This window comes from Pseudoalteromonas sp. S1608 (assembly GCF_005887265.1).
GTDB classification, from domain to species: Bacteria; Pseudomonadota; Gammaproteobacteria; order Enterobacterales; family Alteromonadaceae; genus Pseudoalteromonas; species Pseudoalteromonas undina.
This window is the reverse complement of record NZ_PNDK01000002.1, coordinates 246,694-267,541: the sequence shown is the minus strand read 5'-3', so window position 1 is coordinate 267,541 and position 20,848 is coordinate 246,694. Positions and strand designations below refer to the sequence as shown.

General features: G+C 39.4%; 19 protein-coding genes. 15 read left to right on the top strand and 4 right to left on the bottom strand.

Translation table 11 applies throughout. The features are described from left to right. Positions 1–42 precede the first annotated feature (42 nt). Genes rlmKL through CWB75_RS01515 form a run of 4 tightly spaced genes read left to right on the top strand, consistent with a single transcriptional unit; the run spans position 43 to position 6,072 of the window. The gene (rlmKL, locus tag CWB75_RS01530; RefSeq protein WP_010390144.1) at positions 43–2,160 is read left to right on the top strand and encodes a bifunctional 23S rRNA (guanine(2069)-N(7))-methyltransferase RlmK/23S rRNA (guanine(2445)-N(2))-methyltransferase RlmL; all 2,118 of its coding nucleotides are present in this window, start codon (positions 43–45) and stop codon (positions 2,158–2,160) included. Continuing rightward, entirely contained in the window at positions 2,153–2,392 is a 240-nt protein-coding gene (locus CWB75_RS01525; protein WP_008112065.1) for a glutaredoxin family protein, read from the top strand. Before rlmKL ends, CWB75_RS01525 begins: the two co-directional genes overlap by 8 nt. 15 nt (positions 2,393–2,407) lie before the next feature. Further along, positions 2,408–4,321 carry an ATP-binding cassette ATPase Uup gene (gene uup, locus CWB75_RS01520; protein ID WP_010390143.1) on the top strand — a complete coding sequence of 638 codons (1,914 nt, stop codon included), beginning with the start codon at positions 2,408–2,410 and terminating at the stop codon, positions 4,319–4,321. Between the two features lie 11 nt (positions 4,322–4,332). After that, positions 4,333–6,072, top strand: a complete 1,740-nt coding sequence (locus CWB75_RS01515) for a DUF3466 family protein (RefSeq protein ID WP_138569706.1) — start codon at positions 4,333–4,335, stop codon at positions 6,070–6,072. A gap of 92 nt (positions 6,073–6,164) precedes the next feature. On the opposite strand, the gene CWB75_RS01510 is transcribed toward CWB75_RS01515, so the two are convergent. Next, positions 6,165–6,671: a DUF2062 domain-containing protein gene (locus CWB75_RS01510; protein ID WP_010390140.1), complete on the bottom strand. Its 507-nt coding sequence runs from the start codon at positions 6,669–6,671 to the stop codon at positions 6,165–6,167. Between CWB75_RS01510 and CWB75_RS01505 the strand changes: the two genes are divergently transcribed. The 7 genes from CWB75_RS01505 to tcdA are packed head-to-tail and all read left to right on the top strand — an operon-like array spanning position 6,651 to position 14,112. Continuing rightward, complete coding sequence (locus CWB75_RS01505) at positions 6,651–8,918, top strand: DNA internalization-related competence protein ComEC/Rec2 (protein ID WP_138569705.1); 2,268 nt, start codon at positions 6,651–6,653, stop codon at positions 8,916–8,918. The two genes, CWB75_RS01510 and CWB75_RS01505, sit on opposite strands and share 21 nt — an antisense overlap. Positions 8,919–8,978: 60 nt before the next feature. Beyond that, on the top strand, positions 8,979–10,724 hold the full coding sequence (gene msbA / locus CWB75_RS01500) for a lipid A export permease/ATP-binding protein MsbA (RefSeq protein WP_138569704.1): 1,746 nt from the start codon (positions 8,979–8,981) through the stop codon (positions 10,722–10,724). Beyond that, positions 10,721–11,701: a tetraacyldisaccharide 4'-kinase gene (gene lpxK, locus CWB75_RS01495; RefSeq protein ID WP_054201004.1), complete on the top strand. Its 981-nt coding sequence runs from the start codon at positions 10,721–10,723 to the stop codon at positions 11,699–11,701. The genes msbA and lpxK overlap by 4 nt, the downstream gene beginning before the upstream one ends. Further along, entirely contained in the window at positions 11,691–11,888 is a 198-nt protein-coding gene (locus tag CWB75_RS01490) for a Trm112 family protein (protein ID WP_010390133.1), read from the top strand. Before lpxK ends, CWB75_RS01490 begins: the two co-directional genes overlap by 11 nt. Further along, positions 11,876–12,637: a 3-deoxy-manno-octulosonate cytidylyltransferase gene (gene kdsB, locus CWB75_RS01485; protein ID WP_138569703.1), complete on the top strand. Its 762-nt coding sequence runs from the start codon at positions 11,876–11,878 to the stop codon at positions 12,635–12,637. The genes CWB75_RS01490 and kdsB overlap by 13 nt, the downstream gene beginning before the upstream one ends. Then, the gene (locus CWB75_RS01480; protein ID WP_138569702.1) at positions 12,634–13,314 is read left to right on the top strand and encodes a TIGR01621 family pseudouridine synthase; all 681 of its coding nucleotides are present in this window, start codon (positions 12,634–12,636) and stop codon (positions 13,312–13,314) included. Before kdsB ends, CWB75_RS01480 begins: the two co-directional genes overlap by 4 nt. Further along, positions 13,315–14,112, top strand: a complete 798-nt coding sequence (gene tcdA, locus CWB75_RS01475; RefSeq protein ID WP_138569701.1) for a tRNA cyclic N6-threonylcarbamoyladenosine(37) synthase TcdA — start codon at positions 13,315–13,317, stop codon at positions 14,110–14,112. 34 nt (positions 14,113–14,146) lie between these two features. Here the strand turns inward: tcdA and CWB75_RS01470 are convergent, their stop codons facing one another. The 3 genes from CWB75_RS01470 to CWB75_RS01460 form a co-directional block, all read right to left on the bottom strand. After that, positions 14,147–14,563, bottom strand: coding sequence for a SufE family protein (locus tag CWB75_RS01470; RefSeq protein WP_010390129.1), 417 nt, complete (start codon positions 14,561–14,563; stop codon positions 14,147–14,149). 12 nt (positions 14,564–14,575) lie between these two features. Next, positions 14,576–15,802 (bottom strand): SufS family cysteine desulfurase, encoded by a 1,227-nt coding sequence (locus CWB75_RS01465; RefSeq protein ID WP_138569700.1) that lies wholly within the window; start codon positions 15,800–15,802, stop codon positions 14,576–14,578. Between the two features lie 114 nt (positions 15,803–15,916). Then, positions 15,917–17,203, bottom strand: coding sequence for a citrate synthase (locus CWB75_RS01460; protein ID WP_010390127.1), 1,287 nt, complete (start codon positions 17,201–17,203; stop codon positions 15,917–15,919). Positions 17,204–17,609: 406 nt separating this feature from the next. Between CWB75_RS01460 and sdhC the strand changes: the two genes are divergently transcribed. Genes sdhC through CWB75_RS01440 form a run of 4 tightly spaced genes read left to right on the top strand, consistent with a single transcriptional unit; the run spans position 17,610 to position 20,825 of the window. Next, positions 17,610–17,987, top strand: a complete 378-nt coding sequence (gene sdhC / locus CWB75_RS01455; RefSeq protein ID WP_010390126.1) for a succinate dehydrogenase, cytochrome b556 subunit — start codon at positions 17,610–17,612, stop codon at positions 17,985–17,987. Beyond that, a complete protein-coding gene (sdhD, locus tag CWB75_RS01450; RefSeq protein ID WP_055012091.1) occupies positions 17,978–18,325 on the top strand; it encodes a succinate dehydrogenase, hydrophobic membrane anchor protein in 348 nt (115 codons plus the stop codon). Before sdhC ends, sdhD begins: the two co-directional genes overlap by 10 nt. Next, positions 18,326–20,098 carry a succinate dehydrogenase flavoprotein subunit gene (gene sdhA, locus CWB75_RS01445; protein WP_008112088.1) on the top strand — a complete coding sequence of 591 codons (1,773 nt, stop codon included), beginning with the start codon at positions 18,326–18,328 and terminating at the stop codon, positions 20,096–20,098. 10 nt (positions 20,099–20,108) lie between these two features. Further along, a complete protein-coding gene (locus tag CWB75_RS01440; protein WP_010390121.1) occupies positions 20,109–20,825 on the top strand; it encodes a succinate dehydrogenase iron-sulfur subunit in 717 nt (238 codons plus the stop codon). Positions 20,826–20,848: the final 23 nt, after the last annotated feature.

Here is a 20,848-nt window from a genome sequence, read left to right as displayed (position 1 = left end):
TATGTTATAATCCCGCGCAATTAGCTATTAAGGGTTTTTACTTTGCAATTTATCGCACTTACTTCTATCGGAATCGAAAATTTATTGGTTGATGAACTTACAGAACTTGGCGCTACGGTGTCAAAGCAAACTGTGGGTTCTGTTCGCTTTGAGGCTGACTCATTGCTAGCGCAAAAAGTGTGTTTATCTACACGCTTTGCTACGCGTGTACTTATGCTTATTGAAGAAAAAGAAGGCGTAAATGACAAAGACAGCTTGTACAAATTTGCACGCTTACAACCTTGGCAAGAATGGTTTGGCCCAACACAAACTTTTGCTGTTGATTTTAATGGCACAAACGATTCACTTAAAAATACCCAGTTTTCTGGTTTAGTAATTAAAGATGCGATTGTTGATTACTTTAACGATTTATTTGAACAGCGACCAAATGTAGATAAGCAAGATGCCAATGTGCGAGTGGTTGCACGTTTAAATCGTCATGGCGTTTCACTTTATATTGATTACTCAGGGCCGCGTTTATCAGAGCGTGGTTACCGTCAAGGTCAAGGCAAAGCACCCATAAAAGAGCATTTAGCTGCGGCAATAATAAAACGTAGTGGCTGGCTCGAAAATGTCAATCAACCACTATTCGATCCATGTTGTGGTGCCGGCACTATTTTAATAGAAGCGGCTGGAATGGCACGTAATGAAGCGCCTGGATTATTCCGTGAAGGATTCGCGTTTGAGCGTTTACCCAGCTTTAGAGTGGCAAAATTCAAAGAACTTAAAGAGCAACTTTTAGCGAATATTACTGATCCTAAATTATGGTTAATTGGCCATGATTACGATGCACAAGTACTTGATAAAGCGATTGCTAATGCGCAGCGTGCAGAGCTTGATACGGTGATTAAATTTAAGCAAAGCGATGCGACAAAACTGACGAGCGTTGCAAAATTGCCGGGTGTTGTTATTTCTAACTTACCTTATGGTGAGCGTATTGGTTCTATGGCTGAACTTGTAAACTTGCATCGTAGTTTAGGTGTTGGTTTTAAAAAGCACTTTAATCATTGGAAACTCGCTCTACTGGGCATGGATGAAAGCCTGTTTAAATTGCTTAAATTAGTGAAGCAAAAACGCTATAAATTTAAAAATGGCCCCCTTGATGTTGAATTAAACCTGTATCAGCTTGATGACAAGCAAGTCAGCCTTACCTCTGATGACAAACCCGCTTTAAACTTTGAAGGCTCGATGGCATTTGCTAATCGCCTGAAAAAGAACAAGCAAGGTTTAAAAAATTGGCTTAAGCAAAATCAAGTCCATGCGTATCGTGTTTACGATGCAGATATTCCTGAATACAACGTTGCGGTTGATATTTATGGTGATTCAGCGGTTATTTTTGAATACGCAGCACCGAAAGAGATTGATGAAAAAACCTCTGAGAAGCGTTTACAAGATGTTATTAGCTTAACAGCACAACAACTTGATATTGCACCTGAAAACATCGCTGTAAAAGTACGTAAAAAGCAAAAAGGTGAAGAGCAATATACACCCATGGCTAAGCAAAATAGAACCATGGTAGTAGAAGAGTTTGGTGCTAAGTTTAAAGTTAATTTATTTGACTACTTAGACACGGGGCTATTTTTAGATCATCGCCTTGCACGTCGTTACATTCAAGAAAACGCAAAAGATAAGCGCTTTTTGAACCTGTTTGCATACACAGGAACCGCCTCAGTTCATGCAGCCATTGGTGGCGCAAAAGCAATTACTACCGTTGATTTATCTAAAACCTACTTAAAGTGGGGTCAAGATAACTTTGCGCTTAACGATATTAGCAATACACGTTATCGTTTTGAGCAAGCAGATTGTTTAAAATGGCTAGAGTATGCACAAGGGCAGTATGACCTGATCTTTTTAGATCCGCCTACTTTTTCAAATTCTAAACGAATGAAAGACGCGTTTGATGTGCAAAACGACCACATTAAGCTGTTAACTTGGGTTAAAAAAATATTGAGCCCATCGGGTACGCTAATATTCTCTAATAATAAACGCGGTTTTGTAATGGATGAAGTTGGCTTGATGGGGTTAGGGTTAAAAGCAGAAAATATTTCTGAAAAAACCTTATCTCCTGACTTTAAACGAAATAAAAAAATTCATAATAGCTGGTTAATTAAACATGGCTAAGTGGATTTTATATCACACCGACGGCTGCCACTTGTGCGAGCAAGCAGAGCAGCTGTTAAAACCGTTACTTTCATCAACCGATGAATTACAACTTATTGATATTATGAGCGATGACGCATTAATTTTAGAGTATCAAATAAGCATTCCGGTTTTAAAAAATCAACAAGGCCAACAATTATTTTGGCCTTTTACTGCACCTCAGGCGCAGCAGTTTTTAGCGCAAGCAGAATAAGAGTAAAGATTAACTATGGATTTAATTAGAATTTCAAAAGCACAATTAGCTTACGGTACACACCCATTACTTGATAATGCAGATGCAGTAATCGAAAGTGGCGAACGTGTGTGTATTGTAGGTCGCAATGGTGCAGGTAAATCAACGCTTTTAAAAGTACTCGACGGTCAAGTAATACTTGATGATGGCGAAATAAACCAAGTTGGTAGTTTAAAAATATCGCGTTTAGAGCAAGATCCACCTAAAGGGGCAAGTGGCACTGTATTTGATTATGTTGCCCAAGGTATGCCCGAAATTGCTAACTTACTTATTGATTTTCATCATGTAAGCACACAATTGCAAACAGATTGCACTGATCAACTATTAAATAAATTAGAGCGTTTATCTAATAAATTAGAGGCGGCAGATGGCTGGCGTTTTGATAGCCGAATTCAGCTTGTACTTACTCAATTAGAGCTAACTCCTGATGCGAAACTTGAGTCGCTTTCTGGTGGTTGGTTACGTAAAGTTGCATTAGCGCGTGCTTTAGTGAGTGAGCCTGATTTATTACTGCTCGATGAGCCTACTAACCACTTGGATATGACAAGTGTAATGTGGTTAGAGCAATTCCTAAAAGAATTTAAAGGCGGTATTGTATTTATATCGCATGACCGTGCATTTATTCGAGCTGTTGCTACACGTATTTTAGATTTAGATCGCGGTAAACTAATTTCTTATCCTGGTGATTATGCAACTTACTTAGAACAAAAAGCGCATGATTTAAAAGTAGAAGAAACACAAAATGCATTGTTTGATAAACGCTTAGCGGAAGAAGAAGCATGGATCCGCCAAGGTGTTAAAGCCCGTCGAACCCGTAATGAAGGCCGTGTTCGTGAGCTGAAACAATTACGTAATGAACGTAAACAACGTGTGGAACAAGTTGGTAAAACTGATTTCAATATCGAAACAGCTGATCGTTCAGGTAAACTAGTATTTGAAGCTAAACACTTAAATCATGCATTTAAAGACAAAGTGATAGCTGATGATTTCTCTACCTTAGTGATGCGTGGCGATCGTATTGGTTTGGTGGGGCCTAATGGTATTGGTAAAACAACGCTATTAAAATTGTTGTTTGGTGATTTAAAAGCAGACAGTGGTGAAATAAAGCAAGGTGTTAACTTAGAGTTTGCATATTTCGATCAGTACCGTGAGAAGCTTGATGAAGAAGCGACCGTTCAAGATAACGTTGCTGAAGGTAAGCAAGAAGTGATGATGGGCGGACGCTCACGTCACGTGTTAGGCTATTTACAAGACTTTTTATTTCCGCCAGCACGTGCTCGTACACCGGTAAAAGCACTTTCAGGTGGTGAGAAAAACAGGTTGTTATTAGCCAAGTTATTTTTGAAACCTTCAAATATATTAGTGCTCGATGAGCCTACCAATGACTTAGATATAGAAACATTAGAGCTACTTGAAGATATTATTAACCAATATCAAGGTACTGTGCTTATAGTAAGTCACGACCGAGAGTTTATTGATAATACCTGTTCGAGTGTTTGGGCATTTGAAGGTAACGGCAAAGTTACTGATATAGTTGGTGGCTACAGTGATTATGAAGCTTATACCAACTATTTGGCGGAGCAGCACAAAGAGTTGCAAAAGCAGCCAGTCAAAAAAGTTGAAAAAACAGAGCCAACGCCAGTTAAAAGCAATAACAAAGCAAATAAACTCTCTTACAAATTAAAACTTGAACTAGAGCAACTACCTAATAAAATGGAGCAACTTGAAGCTGAACTTGAAAAACAACAAGAACGAGTAAGTCATGAAGATTTTTTCAAGCAAGACAGTGATATAACAGCCAAGGAATTGAACCATTTAGCCCAACTTGAGTCTGACCTTGAAGCCGCTTTTGAGCGTTGGGAAGAACTTGAAGAATTAAAGAATCAGTAGTAAGGAATAAAATGAAATATAAATTACTCGCGGCCAGTGTTTTAGCCACACTGAGTTCATCAGCATTGAGTGCAACGTACCAGTTAACCGAATTAGGTGACTTTGAAGCTGCCAAACATACTTATGTTACTGATGTGAGTGAAAACGGCCATATTATAGGTCAAGCTAACGGATTGTTTAACCTACCTATTGATATTAGTTATATCGACTTTACAGATAATATAATAAAGAGTGCATACGACAACGAAGTTAAAAGGTTTGAAAACATTGATAAAGAAATAACCTTTACCCTCGATGATATAGAAAATAATGATGCTGTTTACACTAATGCTGACGCACATACTTTTATGGTTGGCTTTCTATCTTCTCGGTCTGAAGATTTTGAATATCAAAAAATCAGTTCGCTTATTGCTACAAGCTATAATAACGGTTTAATAACTGAGCAGTCTCTTTTCGATGAATCTTCACTTGATTATGATGGGCTAACTCGATCAGTAAGTAACTTTTATACAGGTGTAGCGCAAGACGGTACTACGGTTGGTTGGGGAAGTGCACCCTTTGATAAAGTGAGCTTTACACCAGATGACGAAACTGATGAAGAAACGTGGTTTACTCGTGAGTTTATAGAGCGCGGAATTTTAATCTCTGCTGGTGGTGTTGAAGTGCCGCTTTTACCAGAATTTAATGAGCATGGTGGCAGCAGTAAAGCCACTGATATCATTGCCACAGACACAGGCTATGTGGTTGTAGGTAATGTATCTGTAAGTATTCCTGCTGAGAGACAAACCACAATTACAGACAATTGTGATGGCCTTGATGAGCCAGTTATGGCTTGTATCGAGTTAATTAATTCTCGAAATACGCGAGGTGTGTTCAATAAAACAGCGGTTAAATGGACTCTAGACAGCACTTATAATGTGACTTCAACAGAGTTGTTAGGTTTAGCGCTTACTCCGGAAGAAGATGAAGACAGAACTCCATTTAATAGTATTGCATTAGCTGTGAATAGTAATGGTATTGCTGTAGGGTCTTCAGATACCCGAGATATTGACAACGATAATAGAATCTACAGTATGCCAACTTATTTTAAAGACGGTGAGGTAGTTGACTTTATAAACCAGCAAGATGATTGGCAAGCTGGTAAAGCATTTGCAATCAATGATAATGACATTATTGCAGGTTATGCTACTAAACGCATTGAAGGTTCTTTAAGAAACAAACTTTTCTACCATGATATAAATACAAACACGACGGTGTTTCCTGAAGATTATTTTATTAGCTCAAGCTCATATGCAAATGATATTAATAATCAAGGTTATATTGTAGGTGAAGGTGATGTTGGTGATACTGCGAGTACCAGGCGTTCAGAAGCGTTTATTTATAAAATTGGTGATGACAAAATCACTAATCTAAATAATCTACTACCATGTTTTGACAGTGATGGTGAAACTAGCTTTAGTTATAAAATGGTAGAGGCGAAATCAATCAACGAAAATAATGAAGTATTTGGTGTAGCAACTAAAACGGTTGAAAAATTAGACTCGCTAGGTGAGGTCATAACCGACATTAATGGCAACATTCAATATGAAAGTGTTGCTGTTGCAGTAAAACTTTCACCGATTGCTAATGGCGAAGTTGAAAATTGTAAAGCCCCAGATACAGAGTTTTATGAACGTAGCTCAGCCAGCTTCTCATGGTTTGGTTTATTACTACTACCTTTAGTTGGATTAAGACGCGTTTTTCGTTTCTAAGTACTGCTATTCGTTTATAAAAAAACCAACTTGTTAAGTTGGTTTTTTTTTGTCTATAGTAATATTAACAGAAGTACTTGATGAAGTAGTCGCTAGTTATTTCTAGATATCCAAGCTTTTCTTACTGAGCGACGCCAAATTAAATCAATACCAAAATAGCCAATAACACTGGCAATAGATGCGCACACAAGCGAACCCACTAAAAAAGCAGGGCCAATGGTAGTAAGGCTTTCTATAAACCACGCCCAACTAGCCTCAAACGCAAAATGCTGCTCAGGTTGATTTAGTACTAATGTACCAACCAAGTATGAACCGTAAAAAATAGGTGGCATTGTAAGTGGGTTGGTGATCCACACTAAAGCAACAGAAATAGGTAAATTAACTCTTAAGATTATGGCTGCGGCAGCTGCTAGCACCATTTGAAAAGGAACAGGGATGAATGCAAAAAAAAGTCCAACGGCAAAGGCACCGCGTGCTGAGCGTCGATTTAAATGCCAAAGGTTAGCATCATGTAAAAGACGACCAAATATCCTTAGTGATTTGTGATGTCTAATTTTATTTGGATCAGGTAAAAACCGTTGGATCGTTTTTTTAGCCATTTAAAGCAACCATTTACGTCTGTGTGGATGAGTCTTGGGTTTGTTATCGGTGTCGTTATTACCGTATTTTATTATCAAACCCTTGAGTTTACAGTTATCACAATTTCAATCCTTATTGTGAGCACGTATTTTAAGCCGTTTTTAACTGTATTGTTAGGCTTTATTTGCGGTATTTGCTGTGTAGCGGCACATTTTATCTTGTTTTATTCATTTGAGTTACCTGAACAGCACAAAAAATATGCTTATTCTGTCGGTGTGGTGGTCGAAGAGGTTATCTCTGCTACGCCTCCCCAATATATAAAAGTTAAAATAACCCATTTAGAAGATAGTGAATATAGTCACTTTAGGGCACCTTATGCCTTATTAAGTATCAATTTTGTACAACCAATTAAACCTGGTGATACTTTTAATGCCCAAGTGAGACTGAATAATTATAGAACTATTAAAAATTTTACTGTTTTTGATAATCAGCTTTATGCTTTTACACAAAAGATAGCCTTTAAAGGTACAGTGCTCAATAAACAGCTTAATATTAAAAGCTCTCAAAAAAATAATACCGTGTCAGCTTATAGAGCCTATGTAAAAAAGCTGGTAAATAATGCTGAGCTTAAATGGCTATATTATACACTTTTAACCGGCGATAAGTCATTGATGACATTCGAGCAAAAGCGGTTAATGCAGAGTCTTGGGTTAAGTCACTTATTAGCCATTTCTGGGTTGCATATCTCTTTAGTGTTTGGTTTTTGTTATTTTGTGACACGTTTTTGTCTTAAGTTGGTTAAACCTGAACTAAATCAAGCCATAAATGTTTCTATTGTTTATAGCGCTGTCGGCTTTGTAGTCGCATTCATATATGTTTACTTGAGTGATTTCATCATTTCTGCAACTCGCGCTTTAATTATGCTGGGTTGTTATTTGTTGCTTTATTACTTGGCAAAGCAATCATTGAGATGGCGCAGTATTTTATATGCGTTGGTTATTATTTTAGCGGTTAATCCATTTAGTGTACTAAATCCAGGTCTTTACTTTTCGTTTTTAGCGGTATGTATTATTTTTATGGTTTTAAAGCAGTTTCCACTTCGGGGGCACTCACTACTGGCCAATATGCGAACATTATTTATTATTCAACTGGGATTATTTATTGGCTTATTACCCCTGTCATTGTACTTTTTCAATGGCGTGAGTTTAGTGGGTTTAGTTTTAAATCTTGTGGCTATTCCCATTTTATCTTTTGTATTGATGCCTGCTTTATTTTTAAGCGTGTTGCTGGGGTTATTAACCGATTGGCATGCATTTATTGTGTTATATGATTTTCCACTGACCAATTTGTATCAAATGTTGCAGGCAATACCTCAGCAGATACGTTGGCTTAATGTCGGACAGGTAAGTATAACCACCGTGGTGCTGCTTTATAGTGTTGTACCCTTACTTTATTTTATTGAGCTTCGCTTACTAGCCTGCATTCCGATTTTGACTTTGCTTTTTAACTATTACTTTACGCAAACCAGCATTTGGCAGTTAAACGTATTTGATGTAGGCCACGGTTTAATGGTACTGATAGAAAAAGATAAACATGCGTTTATTTATGATTTTGGCCCGAGTTATTTTAATCGCTTTAGTCGTGTCACTAGTGTTTTACTACCCTATATTAATGCTCATAACCTAACAGTAACTAACTCGATTGTAAGCCATCAAGATAACGACCATGCAGGAGGCGTTGCGCACTTTAAAAAAGCCGGTTATGCATGGAGCTTTGATTACTTTCATCCAAGTGGTGTATATAAAGACTGCATAGCGACAAAAATAGACTTTCAAGGCTTGAGTATTCAAACCTTTTCAAAAGATGAGTTTAATAACCGTAATGATAATTCCTGTGTTGTTAAAGTCTCAAGTGCAAACCATAGTGTGCTTCTCACTGGTGATATATCAAAGGCGAGGGAGTCTAAATTAATTAATAAAGAAGATGATTTACAAAGTACCGTTTTGATAAGCCCTCATCACGGCAGTGATAGCTCTTCCAGTGTCGAGTTTATCGAGGCCGTAAACCCAACACTTGTGATTCATTCAAGTGCGTATCAAGGCCAGTGGCAATTTCCAAGTAAAGCGGTAGTTAAGCGTTACAATAAAATAAACGCCAAACAATATAGCACCGGTGATGTAGGACAAATTCGGGTTGATTTTTATGCTAAACACTTAGAGCTGAGTACCGCAAGAGGGGCGGAAAGTTATTGGTTTATCAAAGATTGACGTTTTGTTTTGCTGTTGCTAAGGATACAATAGGGGCTGTTACTGGTTTTAGAGAGTGTTATGGAACAAAGTACTACACAAATATATAAACGGCTTGTTTCTTACGTTGGCGCTTATAAGTCGATTGCCATCGTCGCGATTATAGGAATGATAGGTTATTCAGGTATGGATGCATTATTCATTCAACTGATGAAGCCGTTTATCGATGAAGGTTTAAACGAGCGTAACAGCCAGGTACTTACTTATGCGCCATTTGTGGTTATTGCGCTGGTTATCGGGCGTGGCGTATTTAACTTTATGTCATCTTACTGTTTAAGCTATGTAGGCTCACAAGTCGTGAGGGCGCTGCGCCAAGAATTGTTTGAACACATTTTACACTTACCGGTATCGTTTCATGATAAAAACTCAACCGGCGATTTGATTTCTAAAATCACCTTTGACACCGAGCAAGTTCAACAAGCAATCACCAAAGCACTGCTTATTGTTGTGCGTGAAGGCGCTTTTGTGGTGTTTTTACTCGCTGTGATGTTTTATACCAGTTGGCAGTTGTCGTTAATCTTTTTAGTTATTATCCCGCTTGTGGCTATCATAGTAGCTGTGGTGTCTAAACGCTTTCGTCATATCTCGAAAAATATTCAGTCAGCGATGGGACAAGTTACCCGTAGTTCAGAGCAAATGCTCAGTGGTCACAAAGTGATCCATGGCTTTGGTGGGCAAACACAAGAAATTGATCAATTTTCTAAAATTAATAATCATAACCGCCAACAACGTATCAAGATGGATGCGACTAAAGCGCTAAGTGTCTCTATTATTCAAATTTTGGCTGCCAGTGCTATGGCTGTTATTTTATGGGTTGTGTCGATGCCCTCTATGATAGACAGCATTAGCTCCGGGGATTTTGTCGTACTCATCTCCTCGATGATGATGTTACTACGCCCATTAAAGCAACTTGCCAATGTAAACAGCGATCTACAGCGAGGTATTTCAGCTGCTCAGAGTGTTTTTTTAGTGTTAGATGAAGAAATTGAAAAAGACACGGGCACCTTTTCGGTTGATAAGGTAAAAGGGCATATTGAGGTGAAAAATGTGACCTTTAAATACCCAACCAAGGATGAAGCTGTGCTTAACGATTTATCACTGAACATAAAAGCCGGTGAGAGTATTGCCCTTGTTGGCCGCTCTGGCTCGGGTAAATCGACTATTTCTAACTTGTTACCCCGATATTATGACTTAGAAGCGCCAAGCGAAATTTTACTCGATGGCATTGCTCTTAATGAATATAAGCTTACTGATCTTCGCCGTCAATTTGCGTTAGTGTCGCAGCAAGTGGTGCTATTTAATGACACGATTGCCAATAATATTTGTTATGGTTTACAACGCGAAATCTCTATCGAAGAGCTTCATGACGTTGCAAAACAAGCCCATGTGTGGGAGTTTGTAAAAGACTTACCTGAGCAACTTAACACTATGGTTGGCGAGAATGGGGTAATGCTTTCAGGCGGGCAACGTCAACGTATTGCGATTGCCCGTGCTATTTTAAAAGACGCGCCTATTTTAATTTTAGATGAAGCGACCTCGGCCTTGGATACTGAGTCTGAAAAGCTTATCCAACATGCTCTTGATACATTAATGAAAGATAAAACCTCCATTGTTATCGCTCATAGGCTATCGACTATTGAAAATAGTGACCGTATCTATGTGATTGATAACGGTAAAGTGATAGAAAGTGGTACGCATACTGAATTACTGACTAACGATGGTACCTACTCAGCTCTTTGTAAAATGCAGTTTGGTGAGCAGGGGTGAGTAAAATAGAGCAAAGCTGGTACAAACCTTTTAGCTTAATTACCTTATTGTTATTACCACTGTCCGCTATTTTTGGCTGTGTTGCTCTAGTGCGCAAATACTGCTACGAAGTGGGTGTTTTTAAGCCATTTGTTAGTAATACTCCAGTAATTGTTGTTGGCAATATAAGTGTTGGCGGCAATGGTAAGACGCCATTTGTATTGTGGCTACATGATTACTTAACCGCCCAAGGCTTATCTGTTGGTTTAATTAGTCGCGGCTATGGCGGGCAAGCAGCCCATTACCCATTATTAGTAACTGCCAATACGACGACTTTAGAAGCAGGGGATGAGCCGGTACTTTTATTTAACCGTTTACAATGTCCGTTAGTTGTGGGGCCAAATAGACAGCAGAATATAGAAATGCTCAATCATCAGTTTCAGCTTGATGTAATTATTTCTGATGATGGCATGCAACACTACAAAATGGCACGCAGTATTGAATGTTGTATTGTTGATAGCGAAAGAAAATTTGGTAATGGTTTTTTAATGCCAGCAGGACCACTTCGCGAAACGGTTTCTCGTTTAAACAGTGTTGATTTAGTCATTGAAAATGGTTCTGAACATGAATTTAGCTATCGCTTGCAGCCATCAATTATTAAACGTGTTGCTGATAATACTGAGATAACAACGGCTATAGAAACAGCGCATGCTGTAAGTGCAATCGGTAACCCTCAGCGCTTTGAAGCATCATTAAAAGCACAAGGTATAGCGTTGTTATCAACACATCATTTTCGCGACCATTATGCTTATACCGCCAATGACTTTGCTCAATTTGGTGAGGACTGTATATTAATGACAGAAAAAGATGCGGTTAAGTGTCGTGACTTTGCCAAGCCAAATTGGTATTACTTGCCGGTTGACGCTCAACCAACTGCAGCAGTAATAAACACATTAAATTTATTATTAAAAGAAAAAGGGATCCACCATGGCCTTTGATACAAAATTACTCGAAATTATTGCTTGCCCTGTGTGTAAAGGTAAGTTGCGCTTTGATAAAGAAAACCAAGAGCTGATCAGCACAGCAGCAAAACTAGCTTACCCGGTACGTGATGATATTCCTGTACTACTTGAAAATGAAGCCCGTGAATTGACTCTTGAAGAGGTAGAAAAGTGGAATTCGTAGTTGTTATCCCTGCGCGTTACGCTTCTACTCGTTTACCAGGTAAACCACTTGCTGATATTTGTGGCAAACCAATGATACAGCATGTGTATGAAAAAGCCTGCTTATCAGGAGCCAGCAAGGTGATTATTGCCACCGATCATCAAAAAGTGTTTGATGCTGCAAAGCTTTTTACTAGCAATGTTTTGATGACACGTGAAGATCACCAATCAGGCACAGAGCGCTTAGCCGAAGTAGTGGATTTACTTAATTTAGCCGATGACACTATCGTGGTAAATGTACAGGGTGATGAACCTTTGCTGTCGCCTGATAACGTATCACAAGTGGCAACATTATTAGCGCAATCAAGGGCACCAATGGCAACCTTAAGCGTTGCTATTGAAGAGCGTGATGAAGTGTTTAATCCTAATGCGGTTAAAGTTGTCAGTGATATCAATAAAAATGCTTTGTACTTTTCAAGAGCGAGTATTCCATTTGATAGAAGCGCCATGATGGCTGAGCAGCAACCACTTAACTTAGCCCCTTTTCAACGCCATGTGGGTATTTATGCGTATCGCGCAGGGTTTATAAAGCAATATATTGAATTAAGTGTTTCGCCATTAGAACTCCTTGAGTCGTTAGAGCAGTTACGTGTGCTATACCATGGTTATGCAATTAAAATAGAACAAGCTTTAGTGACCCCTCATGCAGGAGTAGATACACCAGAGGATTTAGCTAAAGTGGTTGCCCATATTCAAAGTAAAAGCGCGTGAATATAGCACAAACGCCTATATTAAAAGTGCAATATACGCATGATGATTTTTACATCATAAATAAACCGCATGGGCTTAATTTTCATTCTGAAGAAGGCCCCGGTTTTGTGGTACTAGCTGAGCAACAGTTAAACGAAAAATTATTTGCGGTACACCGTTTAGATAAAGTCACCTCTGGATTGATTATACTCGCGCGAAGCAAAGCGGCAGCAGCAGAATTTACGCAATTATTTACTCAGCATGCGATTAATAAGTTTTATCTAGCGGTTAGTGATACCAAGCCTAAAAAAAAGCAAGGCTGGGTTAAAGGTGACATGGCAAAATCTCGCCGTGGCACGTATAAATTATTAAACTCACAGAGTAACCCCGCTATTACGCGTTTTTATTCGTTTAGCTTTAAAAGCGGATTTAGAGCTTACTTATTGAAACCCTATTCGGGAAAAACTCACCAGCTTAGGGTGGCATTAAAGAGTATAAGTGCCGCTATATTAGGCGATGCTAGTTATTCTGGGAGTGCCGCTGATCGCACCTATTTGCATGCATTAGCGTTGGATTTTGAGTGGGCTGGGGAACAAATACAACACACTCTGTTGCCAGAGTGTGGAGTGGAATATGCGCAATTAATAAAACATCAAGATTTTGATTCTTGGCAAACGCCTTGGAAATTGGATTGGTAAATGAGTGAACAAGTAACTGATATCCGCTTTGGTGGTATTAAACGACTATATGGTCAACAGCAATTTGAATGGTTACAACAGGCACATTTCTGTGTTGTTGGTATAGGTGGCGTTGGCAGCTGGACTGCAGAAGCATTAGCGCGCACCGGCGTGGGCAAAATTACTCTAATAGATTTAGATGATATATGCGCAACCAATGTTAATCGTCAAATTCATGCGTTAACAGGCACGATTGGGGAAGCAAAAGTGGATGCCATGAAGGCGCGCTGCGAGCTTATCAATCCTGAGTGTGTAGTTAATGTTATTGACGATTTTATAACACTAGAAAATATTCAGCAGCATATTCAAGGTTTTGATTATGTTATTGACTGCATTGATGCGGTAAAAGAAAAAGCGGCGTTAATCGCGCACTGTAAGCGTAATAAAATGCCTATAATTACCACTGGCGGTGCAGGTGGGCAAACTGATCCAAGTCAAATTACATTTGGAGATGTGGCAAAAACGACTCAAGATCCATTGCTTGCAAAGGTGCGCTATATTTTGCGTAAGCAGTATAATTTCAGCTCTAATCCAAAACGTAAATTTAATATTGACTGTGTGTATTCAACAGAGCAGCTTGTTTATCCTGGCAGTGATGGCAGTGTGTGCCATGCGAAACAAAATGCAGATGGTAGTATGAATATGGATTGTAATAATGGCTTTGGTTCAGTGACGATGATCACCGGTAGTTTTGGTTTTTTTGTTGCCGCTAAAGCAGTAAGAAAATATTTAGATAAGCGTACACGCTTGAACATTTAATTACAGATTACACATCATATTGTTAAAAAAGCGCTTAACGCGCTTTTTGTTTAGCTAAAGTTTGTATTTTTTCCACCATAGCTTTTATCCCATTACCGCGAGAAGCGCTTAAGTGGCTAATTAAGCCGAGCTTTTCAAATTCTTCATAGGCATTAACGCTTAATACCTCTTCAGGTGTCAAACCGTTATACAGCGCTAAAATTAACGCTAATAATCCTTTTACTATTCGCGTATCAGAATCACCAATCACAACCAATGCATTTTCTGTCAAATCAAACTCAACAAACATCCATACTTTACTTTCACAGCCTTGGACTAGCGCATCATCTGTTTTTAGTATATCGGCTAACGGCGGTAGTGTTTTGCCAAGTAACATAATTTCACGATACTTCTGTTGCCAGCTTGTACTGTGTTCAATTTTTTTACTTACCAGTTGGTATGTGAGTGTCATTATTTATCCAATTTAGTCTAATAAAGCGATGCATTCTTTGAGCGCAGTAATAAAATGGTCTACATCTTTGGTCGTATTATAAAATGCAAAACTTGCTCTTAGTGAGCCATTTAGTTGCAAATGAGTCATTAATGGCTGCGTACAATGATGACCACTTCGTACTGCAATACCATAACCGTCAAGTAAAGTTGCCAGATCATACGGATGTTCATTTTTATAATTAAAGCATAATGTACCAATGTTCGATTTTAGGTCGCTATAGATGCAAATACCATCTATTTCCATCAGTGCGTTTGCTGCATAAATAAACACCTGCTGTTCATACTCTTTTAATTCTTGCTGATTGAGCACCATTAAATACTCAAGTGCCGCACCAAAGCCTAAAACACCGGCTATATTTGGGGTTCCTGCTTCAAATTTAGCGGGAGCGTCACGATAAGTGCTTTGCGTTAGGGTCACTTTTTCAATCATTTCACCACCTGTTTGATAAGGCAATAATGCATTAAGTGCTCTGTAGCGGCCATATAAACCGCCTAATCCTGTTGGCCCCAACATTTTGTGAGCTGAAAACACGTAAAAATCACAATTAAGCACTGTCAAATTAGGTCTTAAATGCAGAGCGCCTTGTGCGCCATCGACTAAAGTTAGCGTATCTACAGCCTTCGCAGCAGTTATCAGCGGGGTTAAATCGGTAATATTACCCAGCGCATTAGAGGCGTGAGTAATTGCAAGAAGTGCAGGTTTGGTGTGTTTAATCACGTCACAGCACTGTTTGATATCAAAAGTGGCATTGTCATTAAGTGGCAACGCTTTTAACGTTGCACCAGTGTATGCCGCGAGTTCTTGCCACGGCACAATATTCGCGTGATGCTCGATTGGGCTAATTAAAATGGTGTCGTCTGTCGTTAATGTATTTCTTAGGCCATGTGCAACTAAGTTAATCGCCTCAGTAGCGCCTTTAGTCCAGACAATTTCATTACCGCTTACCTGAAAGTAATCAGCAACGCGTTGACGTACTTGCTCATAAGCCGCTGTAGCTTGCTCACTCAGCGTATGACGACCGCGGTGAACATTTGCATTCTGTGAGGTGTAAAACTGTGTGGTGGTGTCAATCACACATTGTGGCTTTTGTGTTGTTGCAGCCGAGTCTAAATAAACCAAAGGATTGCCATTGATTGTCTGATTTAGAGTAGGGAAATCATTACGGATTTTTTTAGGATCAAACGAGGACACAGACATAGGCTCATAAAGTTAATCAATTCGGGCAGGAATTGTAATCTGTTTAAGATAATTCTCAAGTAGCATGTAATAAAAAAGGCCGCAGAAGCGGCCTTTTAAAACTAACTTTAAAGCTTACCGCTTGTCTGTAGCTTTATAATCACGTGTTGTTTCACCTGTGTAAAGCTGACGTGGACGGCTGATCTTGTGACCAGGCTGAGAAAGCATCTCGTCCCAGTGTGAGATCCAACCTACAGTACGTGCCATTGCAAAAATTACAGTGAACATACTTGTAGGAATACCAATCGCTTTTAAGATAATACCTGAGTAGAAATCTACATTAGGGTAAAGTTTCTTCTCAACAAAGTACGGGTCTTCAAGTGCAATTTGCTCAAGTTTCATTGCAATATCAAGCAATGGATCTTGAATATTAAGCTCTGCTAAAACTTCGTGACATGTTTGACGCATTACTGTTGCGCGTGGGTCGAAGTTTTTGTAAACACGGTGACCAAAGCCCATAAGACGGAAAGGGTCCGCTTTATCTTTTGCTTTTGCTACATATTCGTCGATGCGATCAACTGAACCAATTTCTTCTAACATGTTTAAACATGCTTCGTTAGCGCCGCCGTGAGCAGGGCCCCAAAGTGATGCAATACCCGCAGCAATACATGCATAAGGGTTAGCACCAGAAGAACCAGCTAAACGAACTGTTGACGTTGAAGCATTCTGTTCGTGGTCAGCATGAAGCATAAAGATTTTATCCATTGCTTTAGCTGTTACTGGGTTTACTTTGTATTCTTCAGCAGGTACAGAGAACATCATGTGTAAGAAGTTTTCTGCATAGCTTAAATCATTGCGTGGATATACAAACGGTTGACCGATGTTTGTTTTGTATGCCATTGCCGCAATTGTTGGTAATTTAGCAACTAATTTAATAGCGCTTGTCTTACGTTGAACTGCATCAGTGATATCAAGATCTTCATGGTAAAAAGAAGATAATGCACCAACCACACCACATAGCATTGCCATTGGGTGTGCATCAAAACGGAAACCTTGGAAGAAGTTTGCGATTTTTTCATCTAGCATTGTGCTACGAGTGATTTTTGTAGCAAAATCATCGTATTGCTCTTTAGTTGGTAACTCACCGTTTAATAGTAAGTAACATAACTCAACGTAGTTAGAGCTCTCTGCTAACTGCTCGATCGGGTAACCACGATGTAATAAAACACCTTTACCACCATCGATGTAAGTGATGGTAGATTCACAAGAACCAGTCGACATGAAACCTGGGTCATAAGTAAAGTGACCATGTGAGCCGAGTGTACGTACATCAATTACATCTTGGCCAGCAGTACCTTGATAAATTGGAAGTTCGATTGGATCTAGCCCATCAATATGGACTGTGGCTTTCTTATCTGCCATCTATGTATCTCCTATTAAGATAACTATTCTGATTTTTATATTCTAAAATCTATTCTAAGCACATCTTTACATTTTAACGTGAAAGAGGGGTATAAAGTCAATTTTTATAAGTATTATGCACATATGTATAATAAATATTCGGTATAGATTGAATATTATACCATTGGCTAATTCGCAAACGACTCAAAGTAAACAAGAATTGTAAAAGAGTCTCCGGCTATATATACTAACGGAGGTTTTTAACCGATTTGTATTTGGGTAAACTTTTTTTTACATAATATTTTTCATAAAAAGTGAACTTTATTAGTATTAATACGTTTATTTTGATAGTTCCACCAGAAACATTTGGTGGGTTTTAGAAAAACAAGTAGATGAGCCCCACTGCGGGCAAGATGGGCAAGTAACTGTGAAAAAGCAAAGACCTGTAAATCTAGATCTAACAACTATATCTATGCCGGCAACGGCTAAAGCTTCAATTTTTCACCGCGTCACCGGTGTTGCATTATTTTTTGCTTTAACGTTTGTCATTTGGGCTTGGTCAGAGTCTCTTTCTTCAGCTGAAGGTTTTGAATTCGTCAAGGGTCTGTTTAACGGATTCATTGCTAAATTTATAGCTTGGGGCACCCTTTCTGTATTGGGTTATCACCTTATCGGTGGTATCCGTCACATCATTATGGATATGGGGCATTGGGAAGAACTTGAATCAGGCAACACTAGCGCTAAAATTGCAATGGCACTTGGCGTTGTGTTTGCTGTATTGGCAGGGGTGTGGATATGGTCTTAAATCAAGCAACTCTTAAACGTGATGGCGTACAAGATTTTGTATCTCTACGCACAACGGCATTAATAATCAGTGCATATGCAATTTTTATTATTGGCTATTTTTTAGCAATGCCAGAAGTCACATATGACGCCTGGACAGGCCTGTTCTCTAACCTAGCAATGAAAGGGGCGACATTAATCACCCTAGTTTGCATTATGGTTCATACCCGTATCGGCCTTTGGCAGGTTCTAACCGACTATGTAAAGGGCGCTAAATTGCGTGCTTTCTTAGGCTTTGTACTAAACCTAATGGCTGTTGCTTACGTAGCTGTAGGTTTAATCGTTTTATGGGGTGTTTAAGTGAAATATTCTGTTCGTGAATTTGACGCCGTAGTAATTGGTGCCGGTGGTGCAGGTATGCGCGCTGCTCTTGCTATTACTGAATCTGGCAAAACATGTGCACTAATCTCTAAAGTTTTTCCGACACGCTCACACACTGTATCTGCTCAAGGTGGTATTACAGTAGCGCTAGGTAATTCGCATGAAGATAACTGGGAATGGCATATGTATGATACCGTTAAAGGTTCCGATTTTATCGGTGACCAAGACGCTATCGAATACATGTGTAATACAGGCCCAGAAGCTATTACTGAATTAGAAAACATGGGCTTACCATTTTCTCGTTTTGAAAATGGCCGTGTTTACCAACGTCCTTTCGGTGGTCAATCGAAAAACTTTGGTGGTGAACAAGCTGCACGTACCGCAGCAGCTGCAGACCGTACTGGTCACGCATTATTACACCTTCTTTATCAACAAAACGTTAAAAATAAAACAAATGTATTTTCTGAATGGTATGCACTTGATTTAGTTAAAAACGATAATGGCGATGTAGTAGGTTGTACAGCGATTGAAATTGAAACAGGTGAAATCACTTTCTTCAAATCAAAAGCAGTTGTGTTAGCTACCGGTGGTGCAGGTCGTATCTTCGCATCAACAACTAATGCTCACATTAACACTGGTGACGGTGTTGGTATGGCGACTCGTGCTGGTATTTCTATGCAAGACATGGAAATGTGGCAATTCCATCCGACAGGTATTGCAGGTGCTGGTACGCTAGTAACTGAAGGTTGTCGTGGTGAAGGTGGTTATCTTTTAAATAAAGATGGCGAACGCTTCATGGAACGCTATGCACCAAACGCTAAAGATTTAGCATCTCGTGACGTTGTTGCCCGTTCAATGATGACAGAGATTCGTGAAGGTCGTGGTTGTGATGGTCCTTGGGGTCCTCACCTTAAGTTGAAACTTGACCACTTAGGCGAAGAAACGCTTAACTTACGTCTTCCAGGTGTATGCGACCTTGCTAAAACATTTGCTCACGTTGATCCTGCAAAAGAACCAATTCCAGTTATCCCAACATGTCACTACATGATGGGTGGTGTGCCAACTAACGTAAATGGTCAAGTACTTAATATCGATGCCGCTGGTAACGAAAAAGTAGTACAAGGTTTATTTGCTGTTGGTGAGATTGCATGTGTATCTGTTCACGGTGCTAACCGCTTAGGTGGTAACTCATTACTTGATTTAGTTGTATTTGGCCGTGCTGCTGGTAATTTCTTAGGTAAATACCTAAATGACGTTGAAATTTCTAAAGCGGCTTCTGAGTCTGATTTAGAAGCGTCTTTAGCTCGCTTTAATCGTTGGGAAAGCTCAACAGTTGGTCAAGGCGAAGACCCAGTACAAATCAAGAAAGACCTACAACAGTGTATGCAGCTTAACTTCTCGGTATTCCGTGAAGGTGACTCAATGGCAACTGGTCTTACTGAGCTTAAAGAAATTCGTGAACGCTTACAGCATGCACGTCTTGATGATAAATCATCAGACTTCAACACCATGCGTATTGAATGTTTAGAATTAGACAACTTAATGGAAACAGCTTACTCAACTGCAGTAGCTGCAAACTTCCGTACTGAAAGCCGTGGTGCACACTCTCGCTTTGACTTCCCAGATCGTGATGACGAAAACTGGTTATGTCACTCAGTATTTAATCCGGTAACGGATGAAATGAGCAAGCGTAAAGTAAACTACGAGCCTAAGCTACGTGAAGCATTCCCACCTAAAGCACGTACCTACTAGGAGCGAGACGATGGCACAAGTACAATTTTCAGTTTATCGTTACAATCCGGATGTTGACAACGCACCTCGTATGCAAGAATACACTTTGCAAACTGAGGAAGGCCAAGACATGATGGTATTGGATGCACTTTTATTATTAAAAGAGCAAGATCCTACATTATCATTCCGTCGTTCATGCCGTGAAGGCGTGTGTGGTTCAGACGGTGTAAACATGAATGGTAAGAACGGCTTAGCATGTATTACTCCTTTATCTACGCTACAAAAAAATGGCAAAGGTAAAATCGTAGTACGTCCATTACCGGGACTTCCTGTTGTTCGTGACCTTGTTATTGACATGAGTCAGTTCTACACTCAATACGAAAAAGTAAAACCGTATCTAATAAATGACGAGCCTGCTGCAGGCGAACGTCTTCAATCTATTGAAGAGCGTGATAAATTAGATGGGCTTTATGAGTGTATTTTATGTGCATGTTGTTCTACATCGTGTCCTTCTTTCTGGTGGAATCCAGATAAGTTTATAGGTCCAGCAGGCCTTCTTCATGCTTACCGTTTCTTAGCTGATAGCCGAGATACTGCAACAGAAGAGCGTTTAGCTGACTTAGACGATGCATTCAGTGTGTTCCGTTGCCACAGTATCATGAACTGTGTTAGCGTTTGTCCTAAGGGTCTTAACCCTACTAAAGCAATTGGGCAAATAAAATCTATGTTATTAAACCGCTCGGTTTAATTTCTAGTAGACGAAAGATGGCT